The organism is Nocardioides xinjiangensis, assembly GCF_017916455.1.
In the GTDB taxonomy this organism is placed as follows: domain Bacteria; phylum Actinomycetota; class Actinomycetes; order Propionibacteriales; family Nocardioidaceae; genus Nocardioides; species Nocardioides xinjiangensis.
The window spans coordinates 169215-194047 of the sequence record NZ_JAFMSY010000004.1 but is presented as its reverse complement, the minus strand read 5'-3'; the positions used below and the strand labels follow the sequence as shown (position 1 = coordinate 194047).

Annotated in this window: 30 protein-coding genes; 3 read left to right on the top strand and 27 right to left on the bottom strand. The window is 70.9% G+C overall.

Going from position 1 to position 24833, the window contains the following annotated elements:
- Nucleotides 1-30: 30 nt before the first annotated feature.
- Nucleotides 31-6303 (bottom strand): Ig-like domain-containing protein, encoded by a 6273-nt coding sequence (locus J3P38_RS15970; protein WP_210504330.1) that lies wholly within the window; start codon nt 6301-6303, stop codon nt 31-33.
- 169 nt (nt 6304-6472) lie between these two features.
- On the opposite strand from J3P38_RS15970, the gene J3P38_RS18470 reads away from it, so the two are divergent.
- Entirely contained in the window at nt 6473-7651 is a 1179-nt protein-coding gene (locus tag J3P38_RS18470) for an FHA domain-containing protein (protein ID WP_210504329.1), read from the top strand.
- The gene (locus J3P38_RS15960; RefSeq protein WP_210504328.1) at nt 7648-9054 is read left to right on the top strand and encodes a serine/threonine-protein kinase; all 1407 of its coding nucleotides are present in this window, start codon (nt 7648-7650) and stop codon (nt 9052-9054) included. The genes J3P38_RS18470 and J3P38_RS15960 overlap by 4 nt, the downstream gene beginning before the upstream one ends.
- A 136-nt stretch (nt 9055-9190) precedes the next feature.
- On the opposite strand, the gene J3P38_RS15955 is transcribed toward J3P38_RS15960, so the two are convergent.
- The 25 genes from J3P38_RS15955 to rpsJ form a co-directional block, all read right to left on the bottom strand.
- On the bottom strand, nt 9191-10237 hold the full coding sequence (locus J3P38_RS15955; RefSeq protein ID WP_210504327.1) for a TerC family protein: 1047 nt from the start codon (nt 10235-10237) through the stop codon (nt 9191-9193).
- Nucleotides 10238-10441: 204 nt separating this feature from the next.
- A complete protein-coding gene (gene map / locus J3P38_RS15950; protein ID WP_210504326.1) occupies nt 10442-11266 on the bottom strand; it encodes a type I methionyl aminopeptidase in 825 nt (274 codons plus the stop codon).
- Between the two features lie 19 nt (nt 11267-11285).
- The gene (locus J3P38_RS15945) at nt 11286-11861 is read right to left on the bottom strand and encodes an adenylate kinase (RefSeq protein WP_210439936.1); all 576 of its coding nucleotides are present in this window, start codon (nt 11859-11861) and stop codon (nt 11286-11288) included.
- A gap of 1 nt (nt 11862) precedes the next feature.
- Nucleotides 11863-13158 carry a preprotein translocase subunit SecY gene (gene secY / locus J3P38_RS15940; RefSeq protein WP_210439935.1) on the bottom strand — a complete coding sequence of 432 codons (1296 nt, stop codon included), beginning with the start codon at nt 13156-13158 and terminating at the stop codon, nt 11863-11865.
- A gap of 189 nt (nt 13159-13347) precedes the next feature.
- Nucleotides 13348-13788 (bottom strand): 50S ribosomal protein L15, encoded by a 441-nt coding sequence (gene rplO / locus J3P38_RS15935; RefSeq protein WP_210439934.1) that lies wholly within the window; start codon nt 13786-13788, stop codon nt 13348-13350.
- A gap of 1 nt (nt 13789) precedes the next feature.
- Nucleotides 13790-13972: a 50S ribosomal protein L30 gene (rpmD, locus tag J3P38_RS15930; protein WP_210439933.1), complete on the bottom strand. Its 183-nt coding sequence runs from the start codon at nt 13970-13972 to the stop codon at nt 13790-13792.
- Entirely contained in the window at nt 13972-14595 is a 624-nt protein-coding gene (rpsE, locus tag J3P38_RS15925) for a 30S ribosomal protein S5 (protein ID WP_210439932.1), read from the bottom strand. Before rpsE ends, rpmD begins: the two co-directional genes overlap by 1 nt.
- Nucleotides 14596-14680: 85 nt before the next feature.
- The gene (rplR, locus tag J3P38_RS15920) at nt 14681-15064 is read right to left on the bottom strand and encodes a 50S ribosomal protein L18 (protein WP_210439931.1); all 384 of its coding nucleotides are present in this window, start codon (nt 15062-15064) and stop codon (nt 14681-14683) included.
- Nucleotide 15065: 1 nt separating this feature from the next.
- Entirely contained in the window at nt 15066-15608 is a 543-nt protein-coding gene (gene rplF, locus J3P38_RS15915; RefSeq protein ID WP_210439930.1) for a 50S ribosomal protein L6, read from the bottom strand.
- A 34-nt stretch (nt 15609-15642) separates the two neighbouring features.
- Nucleotides 15643-16062 carry a 30S ribosomal protein S8 gene (gene rpsH, locus J3P38_RS15910; protein WP_191278206.1) on the bottom strand — a complete coding sequence of 140 codons (420 nt, stop codon included), beginning with the start codon at nt 16060-16062 and terminating at the stop codon, nt 15643-15645.
- A gap of 87 nt (nt 16063-16149) precedes the next feature.
- Nucleotides 16150-16335, bottom strand: coding sequence for a type Z 30S ribosomal protein S14 (locus tag J3P38_RS15905; RefSeq protein ID WP_011757321.1), 186 nt, complete (start codon nt 16333-16335; stop codon nt 16150-16152).
- Between the two features lies 1 nt (nt 16336).
- Nucleotides 16337-16903, bottom strand: coding sequence for a 50S ribosomal protein L5 (rplE, locus tag J3P38_RS15900; protein WP_210439929.1), 567 nt, complete (start codon nt 16901-16903; stop codon nt 16337-16339).
- 1 nt (nt 16904) lies between these two features.
- Nucleotides 16905-17258: a 50S ribosomal protein L24 gene (rplX, locus tag J3P38_RS15895; RefSeq protein WP_210439928.1), complete on the bottom strand. Its 354-nt coding sequence runs from the start codon at nt 17256-17258 to the stop codon at nt 16905-16907.
- 3 nt (nt 17259-17261) lie between these two features.
- Nucleotides 17262-17630, bottom strand: a complete 369-nt coding sequence (gene rplN / locus J3P38_RS15890) for a 50S ribosomal protein L14 (protein ID WP_056599693.1) — start codon at nt 17628-17630, stop codon at nt 17262-17264.
- Nucleotides 17631-17748: 118 nt separating this feature from the next.
- Nucleotides 17749-18033, bottom strand: coding sequence for a 30S ribosomal protein S17 (gene rpsQ / locus J3P38_RS15885; RefSeq protein ID WP_210504325.1), 285 nt, complete (start codon nt 18031-18033; stop codon nt 17749-17751).
- Complete coding sequence (gene rpmC / locus J3P38_RS15880; RefSeq protein WP_210439926.1) at nt 18030-18269, bottom strand: 50S ribosomal protein L29; 240 nt, start codon at nt 18267-18269, stop codon at nt 18030-18032. Before rpmC ends, rpsQ begins: the two co-directional genes overlap by 4 nt.
- Nucleotides 18269-18688 (bottom strand): 50S ribosomal protein L16, encoded by a 420-nt coding sequence (gene rplP / locus J3P38_RS15875; protein WP_210439925.1) that lies wholly within the window; start codon nt 18686-18688, stop codon nt 18269-18271. Before rplP ends, rpmC begins: the two co-directional genes overlap by 1 nt.
- 4 nt (nt 18689-18692) lie before the next feature.
- Complete coding sequence (gene rpsC, locus J3P38_RS15870) at nt 18693-19526, bottom strand: 30S ribosomal protein S3 (RefSeq protein WP_210439924.1); 834 nt, start codon at nt 19524-19526, stop codon at nt 18693-18695.
- Nucleotides 19526-19978: a 50S ribosomal protein L22 gene (gene rplV, locus J3P38_RS15865; protein ID WP_210439923.1), complete on the bottom strand. Its 453-nt coding sequence runs from the start codon at nt 19976-19978 to the stop codon at nt 19526-19528. The genes rpsC and rplV overlap by 1 nt, the downstream gene beginning before the upstream one ends.
- Entirely contained in the window at nt 19975-20256 is a 282-nt protein-coding gene (rpsS, locus tag J3P38_RS15860) for a 30S ribosomal protein S19 (RefSeq protein ID WP_090969263.1), read from the bottom strand. Before rpsS ends, rplV begins: the two co-directional genes overlap by 4 nt.
- A 5-nt stretch (nt 20257-20261) precedes the next feature.
- Nucleotides 20262-21098 carry a 50S ribosomal protein L2 gene (gene rplB, locus J3P38_RS15855; protein WP_210439922.1) on the bottom strand — a complete coding sequence of 279 codons (837 nt, stop codon included), beginning with the start codon at nt 21096-21098 and terminating at the stop codon, nt 20262-20264.
- 24 nt (nt 21099-21122) lie between these two features.
- Entirely contained in the window at nt 21123-21428 is a 306-nt protein-coding gene (gene rplW / locus J3P38_RS15850) for a 50S ribosomal protein L23 (RefSeq protein ID WP_210439921.1), read from the bottom strand.
- Nucleotides 21425-22267, bottom strand: a complete 843-nt coding sequence (gene rplD, locus J3P38_RS15845; RefSeq protein WP_210504324.1) for a 50S ribosomal protein L4, sunset domain variant — start codon at nt 22265-22267, stop codon at nt 21425-21427. The genes rplW and rplD overlap by 4 nt, the downstream gene beginning before the upstream one ends.
- 2 nt (nt 22268-22269) lie before the next feature.
- Nucleotides 22270-22947: a 50S ribosomal protein L3 gene (gene rplC / locus J3P38_RS15840; RefSeq protein ID WP_210439919.1), complete on the bottom strand. Its 678-nt coding sequence runs from the start codon at nt 22945-22947 to the stop codon at nt 22270-22272.
- Between the two features lie 8 nt (nt 22948-22955).
- Nucleotides 22956-23264: a 30S ribosomal protein S10 gene (gene rpsJ, locus J3P38_RS15835; RefSeq protein ID WP_008360994.1), complete on the bottom strand. Its 309-nt coding sequence runs from the start codon at nt 23262-23264 to the stop codon at nt 22956-22958.
- A gap of 431 nt (nt 23265-23695) precedes the next feature.
- Here rpsJ and J3P38_RS15830 point away from each other — a divergent pair, with 431 nt between their 5' ends.
- Nucleotides 23696-24079, top strand: a complete 384-nt coding sequence (locus J3P38_RS15830; protein WP_210439918.1) for a hypothetical protein — start codon at nt 23696-23698, stop codon at nt 24077-24079.
- On the opposite strand, the gene trmB is transcribed toward J3P38_RS15830, so the two are convergent.
- Nucleotides 24080-24805, bottom strand: a complete 726-nt coding sequence (gene trmB / locus J3P38_RS15825) for a tRNA (guanine(46)-N(7))-methyltransferase TrmB (protein ID WP_307807960.1) — start codon at nt 24803-24805, stop codon at nt 24080-24082.
- Nucleotides 24806-24833: the final 28 nt, after the last annotated feature.

Below are 24833 nucleotides of genomic sequence, written 5' to 3'. Positions count from 1 at the left end.
CGGCGGACCTCGGCCCGGCGGCGGCGTCGGCTACGGAGGAGGGAAGGCGAAGCTGAAGGACTGGTCCGGGTAGTTGGCGGAGAACTCGCACCGGCCCGACACCGTCTCGCCGGCGTCGTAGTAGGCATCCACCTGGCCGGAGGAGCTGCCCGCACCCTGCGCCACCCGCGAGGACGGCCACGGGAACTTGTCGAACCGGCAGCGCCAGATGGCGTCGGGCGCGTCGGGCGCGAACGTGACGCTGAAGTGCACGAACCCGCAGGACGCGGTGTCGCAGGGTCGCTCGGGCGGGCCGTCCCAGCAGTCGTTGCCGGCGTCCAGGTCACCGTCGGTGCACGCGGCGCCTCGGGACACGCCGATTGCGGGCGCTGGGGGCGGGCCGGAACGGTCCGTGCGGGAGGAGCGGTCCTCTCCCCGGCCGCCGGGGTCGTCGTCGTACAGGCGCACCGAGATGGTGGCGTTCTGGTTGTAGCCCGACGCGGTGTACGTCTTCTCGAACGAGAAGCGGCCCGGCCCGCCCGGACGGAACAGCTCGGGGGCGCCTCCGTCGACCTGGACCTCCACGATGCTCGGGTTGCCGTTGCTGGTGCCGGTGATGGTCCATGTCACCGTCCTGCCGTTCACCCGTCCGGGACCGACGTCGTCGAGCATGCCGTCGAGGCGGCCGTAGGTCTGCACGTTTTGCTGCCCGCTCAGCGTGCAGCCGACCGGAGCGTCCTCGTTGCACACCCGCAGCTGGACGGGGTAGGGCTGCTCGTTGCTGGGCGTCGCGAACCGCACGGTGTTGGTGCCGGTCTGCTGGTCGAAGTCGCGCACCACCTGTCCACCGACCAGGACGCCGACGCTGCTGGTGCTGCCGCGCGAGTCGGGCACCGTGTAAGTGACCTCGGCCTCCTGGTTGGCGCCGGTCGCCCGCACCTGGAACGCGCCCCACGCGGCGGGCCGACCGACGGCCTCGATCGACGTGCCCTCGCTGGGCTGCGACCGGTTGCCGGGCTCACCGAGCGGCTGGTTCGCCGCGACCACCCGGTAGGTGTAGACGAGGCCGTCGTAGGGCACGCCGGTGTGCGTGCAGGTGAGCGACGCCGTCCGCTGGCACCCGGGCACGGGACCCGACGTGGCGCCGTTGGCGTAGCTGACGGTGTAGACGGTGGGTCCCGGCCCCTCGGGCAGGACGGGCTGCCAGCTGATGCGGAGGTTGGTCTGGTTCGCGCCGGCCTCGAGGTCGGTCACCGCGGGCGCGGCCGGGACGGGCGGCGTACCGAGCGACTGCATCTCCGGGGACGGCCGCGGCGGTGAGTAGCCCACCGCGTTCTGTGCCTTGATCGTGAAGACGTACTTCTCGTTGTTGTCCAGACCGGTCGCCGTGTAGGAGGTGACGTCGCCCGGCACGACCGCCTGGCCGCCCGCCCAGGTGATCGTGTAGTCGAGGATCTGCGAGGTCCTCGTCGCCGGGCGGTCCCAGGCCACGGTGATCTGCTGGTTGCCCCGGTCGGCCATCGTGATGTCCTGGACGCGCCCGGGCGCCGTGTCGGCCCGCGCGGAGCGGGACAGGTCGCTCCACTCGCTGGCCCCGACGCGGTTGACCGCCTGCACGCGGAAGCTGTAGCGCCCACCGGTCTGGAGCTTGCGGAAGACGCACTCGTTGGTGTCGCACCGCTGGGTCGCGCCTCGCCGCTCCTCGCGGACGACGTAGTGGGTGATCGGCGCGCCGCCGTCGTCGTCGGGCGGGGCCCACGACATCTTGATGGTGCCGACCTCGGAGTTGGTCTGGTAGGGCCGCGGCTCGCCCGGCTGGCTGGGGGTGCCGATGACCTGGAACTGGATGCTGCCCTCCGCGGTGCGCGACGACGGCGGGTCGGAGTCGGCGACGTCGCTGACGACCAGGCGGAAGCTCGCGCGGACCCCTCGGGTGTCGCGCTCCGCGGTCAGCGTGAGCCGGCTCCCCTCGGTCGTCGCGCGGACGCCGGGGTTGCCGGTGCTCTGGACCGACACGATGGTCGGGTCGGGCTCGGCCACCCCGGCCCGGAGGTAGGCGCCGATGTCGTAGGTCCGGCTCTGGCCCGCCTCCATCGTCTCGACGCGGATCGGCGACAGCCGCGGCGGCGGCGCCTGCGCCAGCCGGAACCGCACCTCCTCGGTGTTGCTCTCCCCCGCCCGGACGGCCAGCACGGCCTCTCCGCCCTGGGTGGCGGTGTCGGCCGCGCTGATCGCGACGACGGAGCCCTCGACACCGCCGGCGTCGACCCCGTCGACGGACTGGCTCCACTCGGCGGAGTACGCCAGGCCGGCGGCGTCGCGCGGGTCGAGGGTGAAGACCTTGCAGAAGGTCGCGATGTCGAGGTCGACGCGCTGGCCCGCCGAGATGGGCACGACGGTGGACGGGCACTCGAGCGACGGGGTGTCGTCACCGACCTGCACCGGGATCGAGAGCAGCGCCGTCACGCCGTCGTCGACGGTCGTGGCGTCCTCGTTGCCGCTGGCGTCCCTCGCGGTCGTCACCTCCACCAGGAGCGCGCCCGGGCCGCGGAAGCCGGGCGACGCCGAGAGGGTGAAGCGGTTGTCCCCGTCGGGGCCGGCGACGAGCGCCGACGGCGACGCCGACCACGACCGGCGCCCGGACGCCAGCCGCACCTGGGCGCCGTCGGGAGCGGCGACGTAGTCGGAGACCTTGCCGCTGGTGCTGCCGCCGGAGTCGAGCTCGATGAGCGCGTCGGGCAGGACGTAGGGCAGGCCGTTGCCCGTCGGCGGGATGTAGACCGACGCGGCGGCCGTGGCGCCGTCGGCGTCGCGCACCACGAACGGCAGCACCTTCGGGGCCTCGCCGCGGTCGGCCCTCACCTGGACGCCGTCGACCACCCGGGCCGAGTCGTCCCCGGACACCTCGGCGACCGCGAGGTCGGCCGCGTCACCGTCAGGGTCGTAGGCACCCTCGAGCACGTCGACCACCACGCTGCCGCTGTCGTCGGCCCGGCCGAACGCGTCGTGGACGACCGGCGGGTTGTTGTGGTCCGGGGCGGTCGTCAGGGTCATCGTCGAGCGAGACTCGTCGAGCCCGTTGGTGACCCGGTAGACCAGCACCGTGGGCGGCGCGTCCGCCGCGTCCGGCGCCGGCACCGTCACCAGGTTGGTCTCGGGGTCCAGCGTGGCACCGCCGGGGGCGTCGAGCAGCTCGACCTCGACCGCGTCGCCCGCCGCGATGAAGTCGTTGGCCAACGGGTCGAAGGTCGCCGTGCGGCCGGGCTCGACGGTGAGCCGGTCCTCGACGGCCAGGGGCGGCTGCGGCTGGCCGGGCGCCACCACGGCGACCCGCACCGTGCCGGTCGCGAAGGCGCCCTGCGAGTCGACCACCGAGTAGGTGAACTCGTCGGTGCCGACCGTGCGGGGGTAGGCCTGGTACTCCAGGAAGTTGCCGCCCACCGCCACGATGCGGCCCAGGCGCGGCGCGGAGGTGATGCCGGTGACGGTGACCGGGTCGCCGTTGCGGTCCACGCCCACGCTCGGGACGCGGATCTTCACGGAGTCGGCGGACACCACCCGCCCCTCCAGCGTCGGGGGCTCGGGCGGGTCGTTGGGGTCGTCCGCGGGGACGATCGTGACCTTGAGCGTGCCCGGGGCCCGCTTGCCCTCCAGGTTCTGGGCGACGTAGGTGATGGTGTAGGTGTCGCGGTCCTCGATCGCCTCGGGAGCGACGTAGCGGACCACCCTGCCGGACACGAACGCGCTGCCGAGGTCGCCGGTCACGTCGATCGGCGCGGCGACGTCGAGCTGGCCGGGGGTCTGGCTCTCGACGAGGTCGTTCAGCAGCGTCAGCCGGTCGCCGGCCGGCGACACGTCGTTGTCGAGCACGGGCACCGACACCGACGCGCCGGCGCGGACCACGACCCGGTCGGAGACGGTGATCGGCGTGTTGTCGGCCGGGGCGGGACGCTGGGTGACCACGACCTCGCCACGCACTCCCGTGCTGGTGCCGTTGCTGATGGTGTACGACACCGTCTGGGTGGCGGGAGCGAGTGTCGGCTGGACCGCCGAGATCCGCAGCCAGCGGCCGTCGACGATGGCGACGTCGAGCTGCCCGGGCCGGTCCCCCGCCGCTCGTTGGACCACCAGCAGCCCGCCGGCAGGATCGAGGTCGTTGGCGAGCACGTCGACGGTGCCGGGTGCCTGGCCGTAGACCGTCAGGGTGTCGGGCATCGCGATCGGGTCGGCCGCGCGCTTGGGCCGCGGCTTCACGTCGACCCGGATGGTGCCCTGGTCGAGCGGCGCGTTGCCGTAGCCCGCGTCGTAGCTGAGGAAGTAGGTGCCGGCCCGGTCGCCGGTGAAGGTGATCTGGCCGGAGTCGAGGTCGGAGACGATCTTCGCCCCCGGCTGCTGGGGCACCTTGCCGCCGAGCGCGAGCTCGGCGTCGGTGTCGTTGGGGTCCGACCCCGGCAGGTCGTTGAGCAGGGGACGGATCTTGATCGGCTTGCCGACCTCGCCGCGCACGACGTCGGGCTCCGCGCTGGGCGCGAACGACGTCTGGTCCTTCGGCGCCTGCACCTGGAAGCTCATCGACGTGCGCACCGGTGCCGAGCGGCCGTCGGTCACGGCCAGCTCGACCCGGACCAGCTGCGCGCCGTCGGCCGGTCCCGTCGGCGCCGAGAAGCGGATCCGCCCGTCGGCCGTCGTACGGGCGCGCGCACCCGACTCCTCGCCCCCGACCGCCTGGGCCAAGTCCAGCAGCAGCGTGTCGCCGTCGCTGTCGTCGCGCCAGTCCGAGAGCACCGGTACGGCGAGCGCGCCGCCGTGCGGCACCTTGTAGGTGGGCTTCTCGTAGCCCTCGCGCAGCGTCGGCGGCTCGTTCTGCCCGGTGCCCCGCACGGTCACGTCGATCGCGGCGTGCGCCGAGACGCCGTTGCGGCCGTCGTCGATGAAGTAGTCGAACCGCGTGGGGCGGGCGTCGTCGGGCATCTGCAGGACGAGCGTCTGGCCGTCGGGGCTGATCTCCACGCGAGCGCCGCCCGAGGGCTGGTCGACGTCGACGATGCTCAGCAGGCGCCCGTCGGGGGCCGAGTCGTTGTCGAGCGGGTGCAGGACGGTCGTGCGGCCCGCACGGACGCCGTAGGAGTCGGGCTTCGCCCGGGGCGGGCGGCGATCCGCCTCGGTCTGGTTCTCGTTCTCGTCGTCGTCCTCGTCGTCCTTCTTCTTCGACGTGAACGCCTCCCAGTTGTCGATCTCGACCGGTCGGTCCTGCTGGACGTCCCAGACGGTGCCGCTGTTGGCGTCGTTGAGCACGATCTCCCCGCGGTTGACGCGGAACGCCAGGCTGGTGGCGTCGCCGCCCAGCGGGTCCTCGTTCACCTCGTCCGAGCCGCACTGCACCGCGACGGCGCCCAGTCCGCCGGACCACGCGCCGTAGACGCAGGCGCCGAGGCGTACGGGAGCCGCGGGCGTGCCTGCCATGTCGGAGACGGTGGTGGCGTCGCCGGACTCGAGGTCGACGCTCAGCAACCCGTCGGGCGCGCCGACCAGCACGGCGTCGTAGGACGGGCCGGCCTGCTGGAGCCGACTGCCGGGCGGGACGGACGCCGTGGCACCGTCGAGCACACCGAGCACGCCGGCGTCGCTGTCGAGCGTGACGACGCGGTCGCCGACGGTGGTGACCTCGGAGACCCGGCCGGCGTCGGCGGGCAGGTCACGGGTCCGCGGCTTGCCGAACCCGGTTCCCTCGGGCGGCACCGTCGTGAGGGTGCCCTCCTCGGTCGAGGTGGCGACGATCGTGCCGGACTGGCTGACGGCGAGGGCGGCGCCCTCGCCCGCCGTCGCGAGCGGGTCGGTCTGCCGGTCCACCGCGGTCATCACCGGCTTGCCGACCTGCGGGTCGTAGCGCACCGCCCAGAGGTCACCGGTCTCGGCGTCGGCGGTGGCGAGCGTCCCCCCGGCCATCCGCACGTCGCCGGAGACCGGGACGGCCGCGGCGCCACCGTCCTGCGCCTCCAGGCGGCTCGTCTCCAGGGCCTGCCCGCGGCTGGCGTCGGCGTTGAGGGTGACGACGGCCGCGCCGTCCTGGACGACGTCGAGGCGCGCCTTGCCGTCCTGGTTGGGCACGACGCCGTCGAGCTGGTTGATCGGCTTGTTGAGCCGGCCGGACCAGCCCTTCCTGCCGTTGACGACCCACACCCCGCCGTCGTTGAGGTCGGCCTCGTGCTTCTTGTAGCCCTGGGCGCCGAGCGCCTGGACGACCACGGCGGTGCAGGCGATCGCCAGCGCGACGCCCGAGGCGATGCCCGCCCGGTGGCGACGCAGAGCAGTCGCACGTCCCACGCCGGTCCCCCTTGACCCCCACGGATGGCCTGCGCCCACCGCAGTCACCCACTGGAGGGTAAGTATGTCCCGGAACTTGCGACAAGTTTTCGACAAGTCCGAACCGTGTGCACCCGTCTGCCGTCATGGGTGATGATGGAGCGGTGGGCGTGGACGAGGGGGGTCGGCGGTGATCGTGGAGGCGCGCTACGCCGACGGGTCGGGCGTGCTCATCGGCAGCGGCGCCCACTGGGTGCTGCTGAGCGACCCCGCTGACGAGCGGGTGGTGCAGGAGATCTGGGACGTCGTGTCGCTGACCGCGCCCTCCGGCGCGAGCGTCGCCGAGCGCGTGCTGGCGGTCGTCGAGAAGGCCTTCGAGGGCGACCCGCCGGGCCTGGCCCTGGTCGACTTCACCTCCGGGGCGTCCACCACGCTCTCGCGCGGCACCGGCCACGTCCGCCTCGCCGGGCCGGTGCGGGTGCTGAGCATCGACGCCGGCGCGGACCCCGACGGCGTGGCTCCCCTGCGACGCCTGGTGGGCGGAGTCGTCGCAGCCGGCCGCGTGGAGCTCGAGCCGGTGTCCCTCCGCACTGCTGCGCCCGTGCAGCACGCGCGCGCCTCCGAGCCGCCCGCGCCCGCGGGGGCCCTCATCGACGGCATCCCGGCCTCGATCCTGGCGGCCAAGGGGCCCGACGGCCCACCTCCCCGCAACCGGGTCCGCCGGCGCGTGGAGGACACCGGCGCCCTTCCCGACACCGCCGAGCCCGACCCGCTGCTGGTGGAGCGCATCGAGGAGGGCACGCACACCACGATCCGACCGGCGTCCGCCCCGCACACCGCACCGGCCGCCGACGCGGCCGGGCCGACGTCGACGCGCCCGGCGCACCTCGCGCACAGCACGGCCCCGACGGTGCTGGCGGTCAGCTGCCCGCTCGGGCACCTCACCCCGCCGGCCGCGCCGCAGTGCCGCGTGTGCCACCAGCGGGTCGCACCCCAGGAACCGCGCCGGGTCGAGCGTCCTTCGCTCGGGGGGCTCCGCCTGCCCACCGGCGAGGTGGTGCCGCTCGACCGGGGGGTGATCCTGGGTCGCAAGCCCGCGCCCCCGGAGGGCAGCACCGACTGGCCGCACCTGGTCCACCTGCCGGCCGACCACTCCTTCGTCTCCCGCCGCCACCTCCAGGTCGAGCTCGACGGCTGGGACGTCGTGGCGCGCGACCTCGAGAGCCGCGGCGGCACGACCATCGCACCGCCCGGGCGCGAGCCCCAGCGGATGCGGCCGGGTGACGCGTACGTCCTGGAGCCGGGCACGGTCCTCGACATGGCCCAGGTCTACGCCGTGCGCTTCGAGACGGGGGCGGTCGCCCGGTGAGCGCCCCCGTCATCCCCGGGTTCACGTTCGTCGAGCACCTGGGCAGCGGCGGCTTCGCCGACGTGTTCCTCTACGAGCAGCAGTGGCCGCGCCAGCGCGTGGCCGTGAAGGTCGTGCGCCCCGACGTGCCGCTCACCGACCGGGAGAAGTACCTCTTCACGGCCGAGGCCAACGCGATGGCACGGCTGGCCGACCACCCCTACATCGTCTCGGTGATCACGGCCGGCGTGACCGCCGAGGGCGGTCGTCCGTTCCTCGTCATGCGCTACTGCCCCCCGCCGGACCTCGGCGTGCGGGTGCGGTCGAACCCAATGGCGCCCGTCGACGCGGTGTCCACCGGCATCAAGCTCGCCAGCGCGATCGAGACCGCACACCGGTCCGGGATCCTGCACCGCGACATCAAGCCCAGCAACGTCCTCGTCACCACCTACCACGAGCCGGCCCTGACCGACTTCGGCATCGCCGGCCACATCGCCGACGTCGAGGGCGACAACGACGTCCGGATCTCCTACCCGTGGTCGCCGCCGGAGCTCCTCGACGGCCGCTCCAACGGCTCGGTCGCCTCGGACGTCTACTCCCTCGGCGCCACGATCTGGCACCTGCTGGTGGGCCGGTCGCCCTTCTCGATCCCCTCCGGCGACAACTCCACCCGGGCGCTCAGCGCGCGCATCCTGCACGCCGCTCCCCCGGCCACCCAGCGCCCCGACGTGCCGCCCGCGCTCGACCGGCTGCTGCAGCAGTGCCTGGCCAAGCGGCCCGAGCACCGACCCGCCAGCGCCCTCGAGCTGGCCCGCGCCCTGCAGCGGATCGAGGCGGCGGCCGGCTGGCCCCGGACCGCCGTCGCGGTGGAGGGCGACCGGCCCGACGCCGCCGTGGCGCCACCGGAGGTACCCGTCGTCCCCGAGGACGCGACCGCGATGAAGCCGGTGACGGTCATCTCGGCGAGCGGTCCCCGCCGCATCGCCGCGCAGGACCCGGTGCCGGCGCAGGCGGAGGGCGAGGGCGGCAGGAGCGGCGTGCCCGGGCTCGTGTGGGCGGGCGTGGCGGCCGCGGTGGCCGCGGTCCTGGTCGGGTTCCTGGTGCTCGGCGGCGACCGCGAGGAGGATCCCGGCGTGGTCGTCCCGCCCCGGTCCCGGACGCCCGAGCCCGTGGTGCCCGACCAGCTGACGGAGGCCGTCTCGCTCACGGGCAGCCGCACGCCGCGCGGGGTGCTCTTCGAGTGGCGGCCTCCCGTCGACGTGGAGCCGGGCGACAGCTTCAGCTGGCACCGCGACGACACCGGCGAGTACGGCGACACGCCCCGGCGGCGGCTGCTGGTGCGCACCGACGAGCCGGTCTGCCTCGACGTGCGGATGACGCGCGGGCAGGACAGCTCGCCCAGCGCGAGCCAGTGCGTGTCGTGACCTGACGCGCGCACGGCGGCGCGGTCGTCGCGTCCCCCGGTGCTGGGACGCACGGACGTCCGCGCCGGCCGCGGCGGGTCCCCCCTGCCGCGACCGACGCGGACGTCGTACGGGTGTCGCGTGCTCTCGCGGGCGCTCAGCCCTCGTCGCGCTTGACGGTGTCCTCGAGCGTCTCGACGGGACTCTGCAGGGAGACGTCCTGCTCCTCGTCCGGGACGCCGCGGGTCTTGGCGATGCTGGCCACCGCCGTGATCACGAGGGTCACCACCACGACCGCCAGGCTCAGCAGGGTCGGGACCTCCCAACCGATGATGCCGCCCTCCTTCATGGCGTGGATGATCAGCTTGACACCGATCCAGGCCAGGATGAACGACAGGCCGAGCGAGAGGTAGACCAGGCGCTTGAGCAGGCCGCCGAGCAGGAAGTAGAGCTGGCGCAGGCCCATCAGCGCGAAGACGTTCGCGGTGAACACCAGGTAGGGCTCCTGCGTGATGCCGAAGATCGCCGGGATGGAGTCCAGCGCGAACATGATGTCGGTCAGGCCCAGGGCCAGGATGACGATGAACATCGGCGAGACGAAGCGGGTGCCGTTCTCGCGGTACCACAGCTTGAGGCCGTGCCACTGGTCGCCGACGTTCATGTGGGACTGCGCGAACTTGACGACGCGGTTGTCCTCGGGGTGCTCGTCCTCGTGCTGGCGGTAGCTCTTGACGAGGCCGTAGGCGGTGTAGATGAGGAACGCGCCGAAGATGTAGAAGACCCAGGCGAAGTTCTCGATCAGCTGGTAACCGACCGCGATGAAGATGCCGCGGAAGATCAGCGCCAGGATGATGCCCACCATCAGGGCTTCCTGCTGGTACTTGCGCGGGACCTTGAGCGCGGCCATCAGCACGATGAAGACGAACAGGTTGTCGACCGAGAGGCTGTACTCGACCAGCCAGCCGGTGAGGAACTGCACTCCGTAGAGCTCACCCGCGCTGCCGTCCGCCTCGATCTCGCGGCCGTAGGCGGCGAAGATGTAGGCGGCGAACGCGAGCGCCGCACCGATGTAGAAGGAGAGCGCGATCGCGCACTCCTTCATCGTGGGCTCGTGGGGGCGACGCGCGATCATGACGACGTCGAAGAGCAGGACACCCACCGTCACGGCGACGGTGATGCCCCAGACGAGGGGGGTGACTTCCACGGACGATACCTCCGGTGCTGTGAACAGGTCGTGGCTCCGGAGGTCTCTTCCGCCCGCCCGCCCCGGCTCGATCGAGGGGCGAGGGACCAGCGGCACCGGGCCCCGCTCGCGCGGGCGCCGTACTGACGACACCACTGCCGGGGAATACTCCCCTCCAACCCGGTCAGTCTGTCACGGGGCTCGCGACGGGCGCGAACCCGCCCCTCAGCGTCCGCCGAATGGGACGCCGAGCTCGCGCAGGCGCTTCTCGCCGCCGTCGACGGCGGTCAGCACCCACGCGCCCCGGTCGGTGACGGTGAAGGTGTGCTCGAAGTGCGCGGCGAGCGACCGGTCGACGGTGACGACCGTCCACTCGTCCTCGAGCAGGTCGGTGTGCTTGCTGCCGAGGGTCACCATCGGCTCCACCGCCAGCGCCAGCCCCTCCACGATCGTGGGGCCACGTCCGCGCCGCCCGTAGTTGGGCACGTTGGGCGACATGTGCATCTCGGTGCCGATGCCGTGGCCGGTGTAGTCCTCGAGGATGCCGTAGCGCCCCTGGGCGCGGACGTAGGTCTCGATGGCGTGGCTGATGTCGGTGACGCGTCCACCCAGCCGCGCCGCGGCCATGCCGCGCCACAGCGACTCCTCGGTGACGCGCAGCAGCTCGGTGACGTCGGCAGCGACCTCCCCGACGGGGACCGTGACGGCCGCGTCGCCGTGCCACCCCTCGACGATCGCCCCGCAGTCGATCGAGATGACGTCGCCCTCGACCAGCACCCGGTCGCCGGGGATCCCGTGGACGACCTCCTCGTTGACCGACGCGCAGATGGTGGCCGGGAACGGCGGGTGGCTGTAGCCCTTGAACGACGGGACGCCGCCGTGGTCGCGGATGTGCGCCTCGGCGAGCGTGTCGAGCTCGAGCGTGGTCACCCCGGGCCGCACGGCGGCGCGCAGCAGCTCCAGCGTCTCCCCCACGAGCCGGCCGGCGACGCGCATGAGGTCGATCTGCTCGGCCGTCTTGATCTCGATCCCGCGGTCGCGGAACGCCATGGTGCGCAGCCTGCCGGGGTCAGCTCTGGGCGACCACGTCGAGCGCCCCGAAGATGCGCTTGGTGACCTCGTCGACCTCGCCCATGCCGTCGACCTCGATGAGGATGCCGCGGTCGCGGTAGACGTCGATCAGCGGCTCGGTCTGCTCGGCGTAGACCTCCTGGCGCCGGCGGATGACGTCCTCGGTGTCGTCCGCGCGACCGTCGGTCTGCGCGCGGTGCAGCAGGCGCTGCACGAGCTCCTCGGGGTCGACCGTCAGCACGACGACCGCGTCGAGCTGGTGACCGGTGAAGCGGATCATCCCGTCGAGCTCGGTGACCTGGGCCAGGGTGCGGGGGTAGCCGTCGAGGAGGAAGCCGGGAGCGGCGTCCGCCTCGTCGATCCGGTTGCGCACCATCAGGTTGGTGACCTCGTCCGGGACGTACTCGCCGGCGTCCATGTAGCGCTTCGCCTCGACGCCGAGAGGGGTCCCCTGGGAGACGTTGGCCCGGAAGATGTCCCCCGTCGAGATCGCCGGGATGCCGAAGTGGTCGGCCACGACCTTGGCCTGGGTGCCCTTGCCGGCGCCCGGCGGGCCCATGAGGATGAGTCTCATTTCAGCGGAGGAATCCTTCGTAGTTGCGCTGCTGGAGCTGGCTCTCGATCTGCTTCACGGTGTCGAGGGCCACGCCGACCATGATGAGGATGGACGTGCCGCCGAAGGGGAAGTTCTGGTTGGCCTCGATCGCCGCGAAGGCGATGAGCGGGACCAGCGAGATCAGGCCGAGGTAGAGAGCTCCAGGGAACGTGATGCGGGACAGGACGTAGGACAGGTAGTCCTCGGTCGGCTTGCCCGCCCGGATCCCGGGGATGAAGCCGCCGTACTTCTTCATGTTGTCCGCCACCTCGACGGGGTTGAAGGTGATCGAGACGTAGAAGTACGTGAAGAAGATGATGAGCGCGAAGTAGGTCGCCATGTACAGCGGGTGGTCGCCGTTGACGAAGTAGGTGCTCACGAAGTCGAGAACCGGGTTGCTGCTCTCGGGGTTGAACTGGACCGCCATCGCCGGCAGGTAGAGCAGCGACGAGGCGAAGATGACCGGGATGATGCCGGCCTGGTTGACCTTGAGCGGGATGTAGGTCGAGTTGCCGCCGAACATCTTGCGGCCGACCATCCGGCGGGCGTACTGCACCGGGATGCGGCGCTGCGCCTGCTCGATGAAGATCACGCCGGCGACCAGGATCAGGCCGACGATCATCACGACGGTGAAGGTGACCCAGCCCTGCGAGGTCTGCACGCTCCACAGCGACGCCGGGAAGGTGGCCACGACCTGCGTGAAGATGAGGATCGACATGCCGTTGCCGATGCCGCGGTCGGTGATGAGCTCACCGAGCCACATGATGACCGCGGTGCCGGCGGTCATGGTGACGACCATGACGAGGAACGTCGCCGTGCCGTCGTCGTGCAGCAGGTCGCGGGTGCAGCCCTGCAGCAGCGCGCCGTTGCGGGCCAGCGCCACGATGCCCGTGGCCTGGAGGACCGCGAGGCCGAGCGTCAGGTAGCGGGTGTACTGGGTGATCTTCGTCTGCCCGGCCTGGCCCTCCTTCTTGAGGGCCTCGAGGCGTGGGATCACCACGACCAGCAGCTGCAGGATGATCGACGCCGTGATGTACGGCATGATCCCGAGCGCGAAGATGGTGAGCTGCAGCAGCGCACCGCCGGAGAAGAGGTTGATCAGGCTGTAGAGCCCGCCCTCCTCCAGCTGGTCGATGCAGGCCTGGACGTTGGCCACGTGCACCCCGGGGGTGGGCACCTGCGAGCCGAGCCGGAAGATCGTGATGATCAGCAGGACGAACAGCAGCTTGCGCCGCAGGTCCGGCGTCCGGAAAGCGTTGGCGAACGCGCCTAGCACTGGTTCCTCTTTCGTAAGGGTGCCCGGCCAGGATCGGCGGGCGGACGAGAATCCCTCGCCGTCGTGCGGCGGAGGGCCCGGGGAAGCCTAACAGTCAGCGTCGGAGCGACTTCCCCCCACGACGACGAAGGCCCGGCCGACAGTTCCCACTGTGCGGCCAGGCCTTCACCGGATGTGCGAGATGTGGCCTCAGGCCACGGTCGCGGTGCCGCCGGCGGCCTCGATCTTCTCCCGGGCGGAGGACGAGAACGCGTCGGCGCTGACCTGGACCGGGACCGAGATGTCGCCCTGGCCCAGGACCTTGACCGGCTGGCCCTTGCGGACCGCGCCCTTGGCCACGAGGTCGGCGACGGTCACCTGGCCGCCCTCGGGGAAGAGCTCGCCGAGGCGGTCGAGGTTGACGACCTGGAACTCCACGCGGAAGGGGTTCTTGAAGCCCTTCAGCTTGGGCAGGCGCATGTGGATCGGCATCTGGCCGCCCTCGAACGCAGACGGGACCTGGTAGCGCGCCTTGGTGCCCTTCGTACCGCGACCGGCGGTCTTGCCCTTCGAGGCCTCACCGCGACCCACGCGGGTCTTGGCGGTCTTGGCACCCGGAGCGGGACGCAAGTGGTGCAGCTTGAGCGTCATGTCACTCCACCTCCTCGACCGTCACGAGGTGACGGACGGTGTTGATCATGCCCCGGATCTCCGGGCGGTCTTCCTTCACGACGACGTCGCCGATGCGCTTGAGACCGAGGGAACGAAGCGTCTCGCGCTGGTTGGCCTTGAGCCCGACCAGCCCGCGCTTCTGCTGGACCTTCAGCTGTGCCATCAGGACTGCACCCCCGCCGTCGCCTCGAGCTCGGCCTCGGCGCGCGCCTTCAGCAGCGCGGCCGGGGTGACGTCCTCGACGCGCATGCCGCGGCGCGCGGCCACGGCCTCGGGCTCCTCGAGCATCCGCAGCGCCTCGACGGTCGCGTGGACGATGTTGATCTGGTTGGACGAGCCGAGCGACTTGCTGAGCACGTCGTGGATGCCGGCGCACTCGAGGACCGCGCGCACCGGGCCACCGGCGATCACGCCGGTACCGGGAGCGGCGGGACGCAGCAGGACGACGCCTGCGGCCTTCTCGCCCTGGACCGGGTGCGGGATGGTGCCCTGGATGCGGGGGACCTTGAAGAAGTGCTTCTTGGCCTCCTCGACACCCTTGGCGATCGCCGCGGGGACTTCCTTCGCCTTGCCGTAGCCGACGCCGACCAGACCTTCACCGTCGCCGACGATCACGAGGGCGGTGAAGCTGAAGCGACGACCACCCTTCACGACCTTGGCGACACGGTTGATCGCCACGACGCGCTCGATGTAGGCGGTCTTGTCAGCCTGGCGACCGTTGTCGCGTCCGCGACGGTCACCAGACTGGCGCTCGCCACCGCGCTGTCCGCGCTGGGCTCCGCTCATGAGACTTGCTCCTTCAGTGTTGTCTGGCGCGACCGTGCCGACTTCGTCGCCACGCTGCCGCGCAGAATCTTGGGGTGTCGTGCGATCAGAACTGGAGGCCGCCCTCACGGGCGGCGTCAGCCAGGGCCGCGATGCGACCGTGGTACTTGTTGCCGGCACGGTCGAAGACGACGCCCTCGACACCCGCCGCCTTGGCACGGCTCGCGACGAGCTCGCCGACCTTCTTGGCCTGCTCGGTCTTGTCGCCGCCCGCGCTGCGGACGTCGGCCTCCATCGAGGAGGCGTAGGCCAGCGTGGCACCGGCGAGGTCGTCGACGACCTGCACGGTGATGTGACGCGAGGACCGGGTCACGACCAGGCGCGGGCGCTCGGTCGTGCCGTGGATCCGCTTGCGGCCACGCGCCTGGCGGCGGAGGCGGGCACGGACACGGTTCGCCGTGTGCTTGTTGTTGCTCAGGGAGATCGCCATGTCACTTACCGGCCTTTCCGACCTTGCGGCGGATCTGCTCGCCGGCGTAGCGCACGCCCTTGCCCTTGTAGGGCTCGGGCTTGCGGAGCTTGCGGATGTTGGCCGCGACCTCGCCGACGAGCTGCTTGTCGATGCCGACGACGCCGAGCTTCGTCGGGCCCTCGACGGTGAAGGTGATGCCCTCGGGGGCGTCGAAGATGATCGGGTGCGAGTAGCCGAGCTGGAACTCGAGCTGCGTCGGGCCCTTGGGCAGGACGCGGTATCCCACGCCCACGATCTCGAGCTTCTTCTCGTAGCCGTCGGTGACGCCGACCACCATGTTGTTGATGAGCGTGCGGGTCAGGCCGTGGAGCGAGCGGCTGGTGCGCTCGTCGTCGGGACGCGTGACCTCGAGGACGCCGTCCTCGCCCTTGGCGACCGTGATCGGCGCGGCGACGGTGTGCGACAGGGTGCCCTTGGGGCCCTTGACGGTGACCATCGACTCGTCGATCGCGACGTCGACACCGGACGGGACCGCGATGGGGAGCTTGCCAATGCGCGACATGCTTCTCTCTCTTCCTGGTCTCAGAGGGTCCGGGTCACCAGACGTAGGCGAGGACTTCGCCGCCCACGCCCTTCTGGTTCGCCTGGCGGTCGGTGAGCAGGCCCTGGGACGTCGAGATGATCGCGACGCCGAGGCCGCCGAGGACCTTGGGCAGGTTGGTGTGCTTGGCGTACACGCGCAGGCCGGGCTTGCTGATGCGGCGGACGCCCGCGATCGAGCGCTCCCGGTTGCGGCCGTACTTGAGCGTGACGGTCAGCGTCTTGCCGACGGCGGGCTCGCCCTCGGCGGTCACGTTGTCCGCGACGTCGTAGGAGGTGATGTAGCCCTCCTGCTTGAGGATCTCCGCGAGGCCGGCCTTCATCTTGCTGTAGGGCATCGACACCACGTCGTGGTACGCCTGGTTGGCGTTGCGCAGACGCGTGAGCATGTCTGCGATCGGGTCAGTCATCGTCATGATGTGGTTCTTTCTCGTCGTGGTTTCCGCCGGCTCGCAGCCGGTGGACCTGCAACGGGTGTGAGGTGATTTACCAGGAGACCGTGGTCACCAGGAGGACTTGGTGACGCCGGGGAGCTCGCCGCGGTGGGCCATCTCCCGCAGGCAGATGCGGCACAGGCCGAACTTGCGGTAGACGGCCTTCGGGCGGCCGCAGCGCTGGCAGCGGGTGTAGCCGCGGACAGCGAACTTCGGCTTGCGGGCGGCCTTGACCTTGAGCGCAGTCTTCGCCATGTCAGTTCTCCTTGAACGGGAAGCCGAGCTGCTTGAGCAGCGCGCGGCCCTCGTCGTCGTTGGTGGCGGTGGTCACGACGGTGATGTCCATGCCGCGGGACCGGTCGATCCTGTCCTGGTTGATCTCGTGGAACATGACCTGCTCGGTGAGACCGAAGGTGTAGTTGCCGCGGCCGTCGAACTGCTTCGGCGAGAGGCCGCGGAAGTCGCGGATGCGTGGCAGGGCCAGCGACAGCAGCCGGTCCAGGAACTCCCACATCCGGTCGCCGCGCAGCGTGACGTGCGCACCGATCGGCATGCCCTCGCGCAGCTTGAACTGCGCGATGGACTTGCGGGCCTTGGTCACGGCCGGCTTCTGGCCGGTGATCGCGGTGAGGTCGCGGATGGCGCCCTCGATCAGCTTGGAGTCGCGAGCGGCCTCGCCGACGCCCATGTTGACCACGATCTTGGTCAGGCCGGGCACCTGCATGATGTTCGCGATGTCGAACTCCGAGCGCAGGGCGGGGACGATCTCCTCGCGGTAGCGCGCCTTGAGACGGGGGATCTCCGTCGTCTGGGTCTCGGCCATCTCAGATCTCCTTGCCGGTCTTGCGGGACACGCGGACCGAGCGGCTGGCGGCGTAGGTCGAGCCGTCGGGACGGCGCTTGGTGACCTCGTCGCGGCGGAAGCCGACACGCGTGACGCCGTCGCCCTCGACGAGCATCACGTTGGAGACGTGGATGGGCGCCTCGCGGGTGATGATGCCGCCGGTGGTGTTGGTCTGCTGCACGGACTTGGTGTGGCGCTTGACGAGGTTGACGCCCTCGACGACCACCCGCTCCTCCTCACGGAGGACCGAGATGACCTTGCCCTGGGCACCCTTGTCCTTGCCCGCGATCACCTTGACGGTGTCGCCCTTCTTGATGTTCATGTTCTTACCCATCTCTCACAGCACCTCCGGGGCGAGCGAGATGATCTTCATGAAGCGCTTCTCGCGCAGCTCGCGGCCCACGGGGCCGAAGATGCGCGTGCCACGAGGCTCGCCGTCGTTCTTGAGGATGACGGCGGCGTTCTCGTCGAAGCGGATGTAGGAGCCGTCGGCACGGCGACGCTCCTTGACGGTGCGCACGACCACGGCCTTGACGACGTCGCCCTTCTTGACGTTGCCACCGGGGATCGCGTCCTTGACGGTGGCGACGATGACGTCACCGATGCCGGCGTAGCGACGGCCGGAGCCACCGAGAACACGGATGCAGAGGATCTCCTTCGCACCGGTGTTGTCGGCGACCTTGAGTCGCGACTCCTGCTGGATCATTGGTTTCTCCTGGTTGTCGAGCCGGTTCTCACGCCCTCGCGGGGCGGGAGCCTGGCCGAACTGGTGGGGTTACGGGTGGTGCTGGTCCGGTGAGCCGACGGATCGGCTCACCGAGGGCTCACTTGGCCTTCTCGAGGACCTCGACGAGCCGCCAGCGCTTGGTGGCGGACAGCGGACGGGTCTCCATGATGAGGACCCGGTCGCCGACGCCGCACTGGTTGGTCTCGTCGTGGGCCTTGAGGCGCGAGGTCTTGCGCAGCACCTTGCCGTAGAGGGCGTGCTTCACGCGGTCCTCCACGGCGACGACGATGGTCTTGTCCATCTTGTCGCTCACGACGAGGCCCTCGCGGACCTTGCGCTGGTTGCGCTCGTCGGCCGACTGGGTCGCAGTGTTCTCGCTCATGCCTTCGCCTCTTCGTTGGTGCCCGGCGTGGTGCGGATCCCGAGCTCGCGCTCGCGGACCACGGTGTAGATGCGGGCGATGTCCTTCTTGACCGTGCGGAGCCGGCCGTTGCTCTCCAGCTGGCCGGTGGCCGCCTGGAAGCGGAGGTTGAACAGCTCCTCCTTGGCCTCGCGGAGCTTGGCCTCCAGGTCGCTGGCGTTGAGCTCGTCGAGCTCGTGGGCGTTCAGGGCAGCCATCAGAATTCACCGGCCTCACGGGAGATGAACCGGCACTTCATCGGGAGCTTGTGCATCGCGCGGCGCATGGCCTCGCGGGCAACGGTCTCGTCGACGCCGGAGAGTTCGAACATGACGCGGCCGGGCTTGACGTTGGCCACCCACCACTCGGGGGAGCCCTTGCCGGAGCCCATGCGGGTCTCGGCCGGCTTCTTGGTCAGCGGACGGTCGGGGTAGATGTTGATCCACACCTTGCCGCCACGCTTGATGTGACGGGTCATGGCGATACGGGCCGACTCGATCTGCCGGTTGGTCACGTAGTGACCCTCGACCGCCTGGATGCCGAAGTCACCGAAGGCCAGCGTGGTGCCGCCCTTGGCGACGCCGCGGCGCTTGGGGTGGTGCTGCTTGCGGTGCTTGACGCGACGGGGCATCAGCATGGTGTCAGCCCTCCTGGGTCTCTGCAGGGGTGGCGGCCAGGGCGGTGTCGCCGCCGGCCGGCGCCTCGGTCACGGCGGGGGCGTCGCCACCGCGGGCACCGCGGTCGCCGCGCGAGCCACGGCTCGGACGGTCGCCACCACGGGTGTTGGGACGACCACCGCGGCCGGGAGCACCGGCGCGGGCGGCCTGCTGGGCCTGGCGCTCGGCACGGGTGCCGGCGACCTCGCCCTTGTAGATCCAGACCTTCACGCCGATGCGGCCGAAGGTGGTGCGGGCCTCGTAGAAGCCGTAGTCGATGTCGGCGCGGAGGGTGTGCAGGGGCACGCGGCCCTCGCGGTAGAACTCCGTGCGCGACATCTCGGCGCCGTTGAGGCGGCCCGAGCACTGGATCCGGATGCCCTTGGCGCCGGAGCGCATAGAGGTCTGCATCGCCTTGCGCATGGCGCGGCGGAACTGCACACGGCCCGAGAGCTGCTCGGCGACGCCCTGGGCGACCAGCTGCGCGTCGACCTCGGGGTTCTTGACCTCGAGGATGTTCAGCTGCACCTGCTTGCCGGTGAGCTTCTCGAGCTCCCCGCGGATGCGGTCGGCCTCGGCGCCGCGGCGGCCGATGACGATGCCGGGACGCGCGGTGTGGATGTCGACCCGGACGCGGTCACGGGTGCGCTCGATCTCGACCTTCGCGATGCCGGCCCGCTCCATGCCCTTGGAGAGCAGCTTGCGGATGGCGACGTCCTCACCGACGTACGACTTGTAGAGCTTGTCGGCGTACCAGCGGCTCTTGTGGTCGGTGGAGATGCCCAGGCGGAAGCCGTTGGGGTTGATCTTCTGACCCATCAGGCACCCCTTCCGTTCTTGTTGGCACGGGCGTTCTTGCCCGGCTTGGCGTCGAGCGCGTCAGCCGGCTGCACCGCGAGGGTGATGTGGCTGGTGCGCTTGTTGATGCGGGTCGCGCGGCCCTGGGCACGCGGACGCCAGCGCTTCATCGTCGGACCCTCGTCGACCATGGCGACGGAGAGGACGAGGTCGGCGCGGTTGAGGCCCTCGGTCGTCTCGGCGTTGGCGACCGCGCTCTCGAGGACCTTGTAGACGGTTTCGGAGGCGGCCTGCGGCGCGAACTGCAGCAGCGTCAGCGCCTCGTCGACCGGGAGGCCGCGGACCATGTCGACGACACGGCGGGCCTTCATCGGGGTGATCCGCACGTAGCGTGCGCTGGCGAACGCGCCCGGCTGGTCGCCGAGCAGCGACTCGCGGCGCGCGCTGGTGCGGCTGCGCTCGGTGGTGCTCATCGACGGCGTCCCTTCCGGTCTTCCTTGACGTGCCCGCGGTAGGTGCGGGTGGGGGCGAACTCCCCGAGCTTGTGGCCGACCATGGAGTCGGTGACGAAGACGGGGACGTGCTTGCGACCGTCGTGCACGGCGATGGTGTGGCCGATCATGTCGGGCACGATCATCGACCGGCGCGACCAGGTCTTGATGACGTTGTGCGAGCCCTTCTCGTTCTCGGCGTCCACCTTCTTCTGCAGGTGGTCGTCGACGAAGGGGCCCTTCTTGAGGCTACGAGGCATGTCGGTTACTTCCTACCCTTGCCGGACTTGCGACGACGGATGATCTGGGAGTCGCTGGCCTTGCGCTTGCGCGTACGACCCTCGGGCTTGCCCCAGGGGGAGACCGGGTGGCGACCACCGGAGGTCTTGCCCTCACCACCACCGTGCGGGTGGTCGACCGGGTTCATGACGACACCGCGGACGGTCGGGCGCTTGCCCTTCCAGCGCATGCGGCCGGCCTTGCCCCAGTTGATGTTCGACTGCTCGGCGTTGCCGACCTCGCCGACGGTCGCGCGGCAGCGCACGTCGACGTAGCGCATCTCGCCCGAGGGCAGGCGCAGCGTGGCGCGCGAGCCCTCACGGGCGACGAGCTGGGCGGAGTTGCCGGCCGAGCGGGCGAGCTTGGCGCCGCCGCCGGGACGCAGCTCCACGCAGTGGATGGTGGTACCGACCGGGATGTTGCGCAGCGGCAGGTTGTTGCCGGGCTTGATGTCGGCGTTGGGGCCGGACTCCACGGCGGTGCCCTGGGTCAGGTCCTTCGGCGCGACGATGTAGCGCTTCTCGCCGTCGGCGTAGTGCAGCAGCGCGATGCGAGCGGTGCGGTTGGGGTCGTACTCGATGTGAGCGACCTTGGCCGGCACGCCGTCCTTGTCGTAGCGACGGAAGTCGATGACGCGGTAGGCGCGCTTGTGACCGCCACCCTGGTGACGCGTGGTGATGCGTCCCTGGTTGTTGCGGCCGCCCTTCTTGGGCAGCGGGCGCGTCAGCGACTTCTCGGGCGTGGTCCGGGTGATCTCGACGAAGTCGGCCACCGACGAGCCACGGCGGCCCGGGGTGGTCGGCTTGTACTTGCGGATAGCCATATCAGTTCCTATTCACCAGCCCGGTCAGGAGACCGGACCTCCGAAGATGTCGATGCGGTGACCCTCGGCGAGGCTGACGATCGCGCGCTTGGTGTTGGGGCGCTTGCCGATCCCGTAGCGGGTGCGACGCGTCTTGCCCTGGCGGTTGATCGTGTTGACGGAGGTGACCTTGACGTCGAAGACCTTCTCGACCGCGATCTTGATCTCGGTCTTGTTGGCGTCCGGGTGGACGATGAAGGTGTACTTGTTGGCGTCGAGCAGGCCGTAGCTCTTCTCGGACACGACCGGGGCGATCAGGATGTCGCGGTGGTCCTTGTGCAGGGTGCTCACTTGTCGTCCTCCTTGCCACGGGTGAGACCGGCGGCCTCGGCGTCCTCGACGGACTTGAACCAGAAGTCCCCGCCCGCGACGTCGTAGCCGGCGTCGCCCTCGACGAGGTAGGTGCCGGACTGCTGGCCGAGGACCTCGTAGCCCTTCGGGTTCTTCCCGCTCTTGAGCGGCGCCTTGGCGCCGGCCGGCAGGGCCGGCTCGTCGGCGGCGTCGGCCCCGGTGGTCGAGCCGGCGGCCGGGGCGGTGGCGCCACCGACGAACACGTCGTAGGCGCCCTTGGTGAAGACCACGTCGTCAGCGGCCAGCACGTCGTAGGTGTTGAGCTGGTCGACGGCGACGATGTGGACCTCGGGCGCGTTGCGCAGCGAGAGCCAGGTGATCGCGTCGGAGCGCTCCAGCACCACGAGGTAGCCCACGCGGTCGGTCAGCGAGGTCAGCGCGGCGAGCGCGGCGCGGGTGGAGGGCTTGTCGCCCGACACCAGGCCGTCGACCACGTGCACGCGACCGTTGCGGGCCCGGTCGGAGAGGGCACCGCGCAGGGCGGCGGCCTTCATCTTCTTGGGCGTGCGCTGGTCGTAGCTGCGCGGCTGCGGGCCGTGCACGGTGCCACCACCGGCGAACTGCGGGGCGCGGGTCGAGCCCTGGCGGGCGCGGCCGGTGCCCTTCTGCTTGTAGGGCTTCTTGCCACCGCCGCGGACCTCGCCGCGGGTCTTGGTGGCGTGGGTGCCCTGGCGCGCAGCGGCCTGCTGGGCCACGACGACCTGGTGGATCAGCGGGATGTTGACCTCGACGTCGAAGATCTCGGCGGGGAGGTCGACCTGGACGGTCTGGACAGCCATGCTCAGGCCTCCTTGCCAGTAGCGGCGGAGTTCTTGGCGGCCGAGCGGAGGACCACGAGGCCACCCCGGGGGCCGGGAACGGCGCCCTTGAGGAGGATGAGGCCCTTGTCGGCGTCGACGGCGTGCACCGTCAGGTTCTGGGTGGTGACCGTGTCGTTGCCCATGCGGCCCGACATGCGGGTGCCCTTGAACACGCGACCCGGCGTGGCGCAGGCGCCGATCGAGCCGGGCTTGCGGTGGTTGCGGTGGGCACCGTGCGAGGCGGAGACACCGGCGAAGCCGTGCCGCTTCATCGTGCCGGCGAAGCCCTTGCCCTTGCTGGTGCCGGTGACGTCGATCTCCTCGCCTGCGGCGAAGGTGTCGACCCCGAGCTCCTGGCCCACGGTGTACGAGGCGGCGTCCGCGGTGCGGATCTCGGCGAGGTGGCGACGGGGGGTGACGCCGGCCTTGGCGAAGTGACCCGCCTCGGGCGAGTTCACCTTGCGGGCCTCGATCTCGCCGAAGCCGACCTGGATGGCGTTGTAGCCGTCGACCTCGGGCTGGCGGACCTGGGTCACGACGTTGGTCGCGGCCGCGATGACGGTGACGGGGACGATGCGGTTGTTCTCGTCCCAGAGCTGGGTCATGCCGAGCTTGGTGCCCAGCAGGCCCTTCACGTTGCGTTCGAAAGTGTTAGCCATGTCGCGCCTCAGAGCTTGATCTCGATGTCGACACCGGCAGGCAGGTCGAGACGCATCAGCGAGTCGACGGTCTTCGGCGTCGGGTCGATGATGTCGATCAGGCGCTTGTGCGTCCGCATCTCGAAGTGCTCGCGGGAGTCCTTGTACTTGTGGGGCGAACGGATGACGCAGTACACGTTCTTCTCGGTCGGCAGCGGCACAGGGCCGGCGACCTTCGCACCCGTGCGGGTGACGGTGTCCACGATCTTCCGCGCCGAGGTGTCGATCACCTCGTGGTCATAGGCCTTGAGCCTGATGCGGATCTTCTGTCCCGCCATAGGTCCGTGTCCTCTTCGATCTCGTACGCCTGGTCTGTTTCCGGCTCCCTGCCCCGGGTGGGCGAGCGCCGCCTGTCTCTCCGCCACCCGCCGACCCCCGCGGTCGGGCGTGTCGCGGTTCTGACTCGTGACACGACCCCGAGGGGAAGCGGTGATGCTCTGGGTGGCACCCGACGGTTGTCGGATCTGGTCGGGTCTCCGATCACCACGTGATCCGGTGCGGTGCACGCAAGACGACTGGCTCGATCAAGGAGACGCGATTCAGAAGTCAAGGCGTGCCGCTCCCCGGCGACCCGCCGGAGCAACCGGAACATCTTGACAGACTCCGCGCGCCCACGCCAAATCGCAGGAGACCCGGTCCGGCGGGTGGCCCTCGTGCCGGCCGGCGCCCTGCTCTTGCCCGCCGCAGGGCCCCGGCCTACCGTCGGAGGATGGCCGGTCCGGTCGAGGTGCTCGTCGTCGTGCTGCTGCTCGGAGCGGGGCTCGCGGTGGTGTGCTACGACCGGGTCCGGCGTGCCTGGCGGCGGGTGCGCGACCGCGCCTCCCCTCCCCCGGAGACGCCCGTCGGCCCCGCGATCGAGGACCTCGCGCGGTCCCTGCGACGGGTGCGCGCCGAGGTCGTCGCACCTGCCCCGGGCACGACCATGGCACGGCGGCGCGGCACGCGGGCAGCGTACGAGGACCTGCTCGTGCAGGCGGCGGAGCGCCTCGGCGTGCCCGACACGCTCAGCGGGGTCCCCGAGGGCACCGACCGCGAGGCGGAGCGGCTCCGCCTCGAGCACCTCCTGCGCGAGGCCGGCCTGGTGCTGGAGTGATCAGGACGTCCGGCGGTAGCAGAGGTCGACGATGTCACGTCCGGCCTCGAGGCCCTTGCGCTCGAAGCGCGTGACCGGCCGCTCGCTCCACCGCTCGACGCGACCGCCCTCCAGGGTCGGCTCGGCGTCGAGCACCTCGAGCATCTGGTCGGCGTAGTCGGCCCAGTCGGTGGCCAGCCGCCACCTGCCGCCGGGCACGAGCCGCGACGACGCGAGCGCGGCGTTGGCCGGGTTCACCAGTCGCCGCTTGTGGTGCTTGGTCTTGCGCCACGGGTCGGGGAAGAACGTCCAGAGCTCGGCGAGGCTGCCCGGCGCGACGAGGTGCTCGAGCGACCAGACGGCGTCGACGGAGCAGAAGCGCACGTTGTCGGCGCCCGCCTCGGCGACCCGCCACAGCGAGTCGGCGACACCCGGGCGCCACACCTCCAGCGCGAGGACGTCGTGGTCGGGCCGGGCGGCGGCGAGCACCGCGGTGGCCTCGCCGATGCCCGAGCCGATCTCGACGATCAGCGGCGCCTCGCGACCGAACCACTCGGCCAGCGAGAAGCCGGGTCGGTCGACCGCCTCGTCGGGGATGACCCAGCCGGCGTGGTGGGCCGCCCACGACTCGGCCTGGCGCGGGGTGAACCGGTTGCCGCGACGGGAGTAGGTGAGGACCTCGCGCATGCGCCGCCCGTCCTCGGTGAGCTTGAGGTGCGGGCGGGCCGGGCGTACGACGTCGTTCACGTGCCCATCCTCCCCGGTCACCCCGGGC

Bases quoted from the DNA above. Each gene is read 5' to 3' on its own strand.
- map (WP_210504326.1), bottom strand. From the start codon at position 11,266: ATGGCGTTCCGCGACCGCGGGATCGAGATCAAGACGGCCGAGCAGATC.
- J3P38_RS15945 (WP_210439936.1), bottom strand. From the start codon at position 11,861: ATGAGACTCATCCTCATGGGCCCGCCGGGCGCCGGCAAGGGCACCCAG.
- rplO (WP_210439934.1), bottom strand. From the start codon at position 13,788: ATGACGCTCAAGCTGCACCACTTGCGTCCCGCTCCGGGTGCCAAGACC.
- rpmD (WP_210439933.1), bottom strand. From the start codon at position 13,972: ATGGCACAGCTGAAGGTCCAGCAGAAGCGCGGGCTGGTCGGGCTCAAG.
- rpsE (WP_210439932.1), bottom strand. From the start codon at position 14,595: ATGAGCGGAGCCCAGCGCGGACAGCGCGGTGGCGAGCGCCAGTCTGGT.
- rplR (WP_210439931.1), bottom strand. From the start codon at position 15,064: ATGGCGATCTCCCTGAGCAACAACAAGCACACGGCGAACCGTGTCCGT.
- rplF (WP_210439930.1), bottom strand. From the start codon at position 15,608: ATGTCGCGCATTGGCAAGCTCCCCATCGCGGTCCCGTCCGGTGTCGAC.
- rpsH (WP_191278206.1), bottom strand. From the start codon at position 16,062: ATGACGATGACTGACCCGATCGCAGACATGCTCACGCGTCTGCGCAAC.
- J3P38_RS15905 (WP_011757321.1), bottom strand. From the start codon at position 16,335: ATGGCGAAGACTGCGCTCAAGGTCAAGGCCGCCCGCAAGCCGAAGTTC.
- rplE (WP_210439929.1), bottom strand. From the start codon at position 16,903: ATGGCCGAGACCCAGACGACGGAGATCCCCCGTCTCAAGGCGCGCTAC.
- rplX (WP_210439928.1), bottom strand. From the start codon at position 17,258: ATGGGTAAGAACATGAACATCAAGAAGGGCGACACCGTCAAGGTGATC.
- rplN (WP_056599693.1), bottom strand. From the start codon at position 17,630: ATGATCCAGCAGGAGTCGCGACTCAAGGTCGCCGACAACACCGGTGCG.
- rpsQ (WP_210504325.1), bottom strand. From the start codon at position 18,033: ATGAGCGAGAACACTGCGACCCAGTCGGCCGACGAGCGCAACCAGCGC.
- rpmC (WP_210439926.1), bottom strand. From the start codon at position 18,269: ATGGCTGCCCTGAACGCCCACGAGCTCGACGAGCTCAACGCCAGCGAC.
- rplP (WP_210439925.1), bottom strand. From the start codon at position 18,688: ATGCTGATGCCCCGTCGCGTCAAGCACCGCAAGCAGCACCACCCCAAG.
- rpsC (WP_210439924.1), bottom strand. From the start codon at position 19,526: ATGGGTCAGAAGATCAACCCCAACGGCTTCCGCCTGGGCATCTCCACC.
- rplV (WP_210439923.1), bottom strand. From the start codon at position 19,978: ATGAGCACCACCGAGCGCAGCCGCACCAGCGCGCGCCGCGAGTCGCTG.
- rpsS (WP_090969263.1), bottom strand. From the start codon at position 20,256: ATGCCTCGTAGCCTCAAGAAGGGCCCCTTCGTCGACGACCACCTGCAG.
- rplB (WP_210439922.1), bottom strand. From the start codon at position 21,098: ATGGCTATCCGCAAGTACAAGCCGACCACCCCGGGCCGCCGTGGCTCG.
- rplD (WP_210504324.1), bottom strand. From the start codon at position 22,267: ATGGCTGTCCAGACCGTCCAGGTCGACCTCCCCGCCGAGATCTTCGAC.
- rplC (WP_210439919.1), bottom strand. From the start codon at position 22,947: ATGGCTAACACTTTCGAACGCAACGTGAAGGGCCTGCTGGGCACCAAG.
- rpsJ (WP_008360994.1), bottom strand. From the start codon at position 23,264: ATGGCGGGACAGAAGATCCGCATCAGGCTCAAGGCCTATGACCACGAG.
- J3P38_RS15830 (WP_210439918.1), top strand. From the start codon at position 23,696: ATGGCCGGTCCGGTCGAGGTGCTCGTCGTCGTGCTGCTGCTCGGAGCG.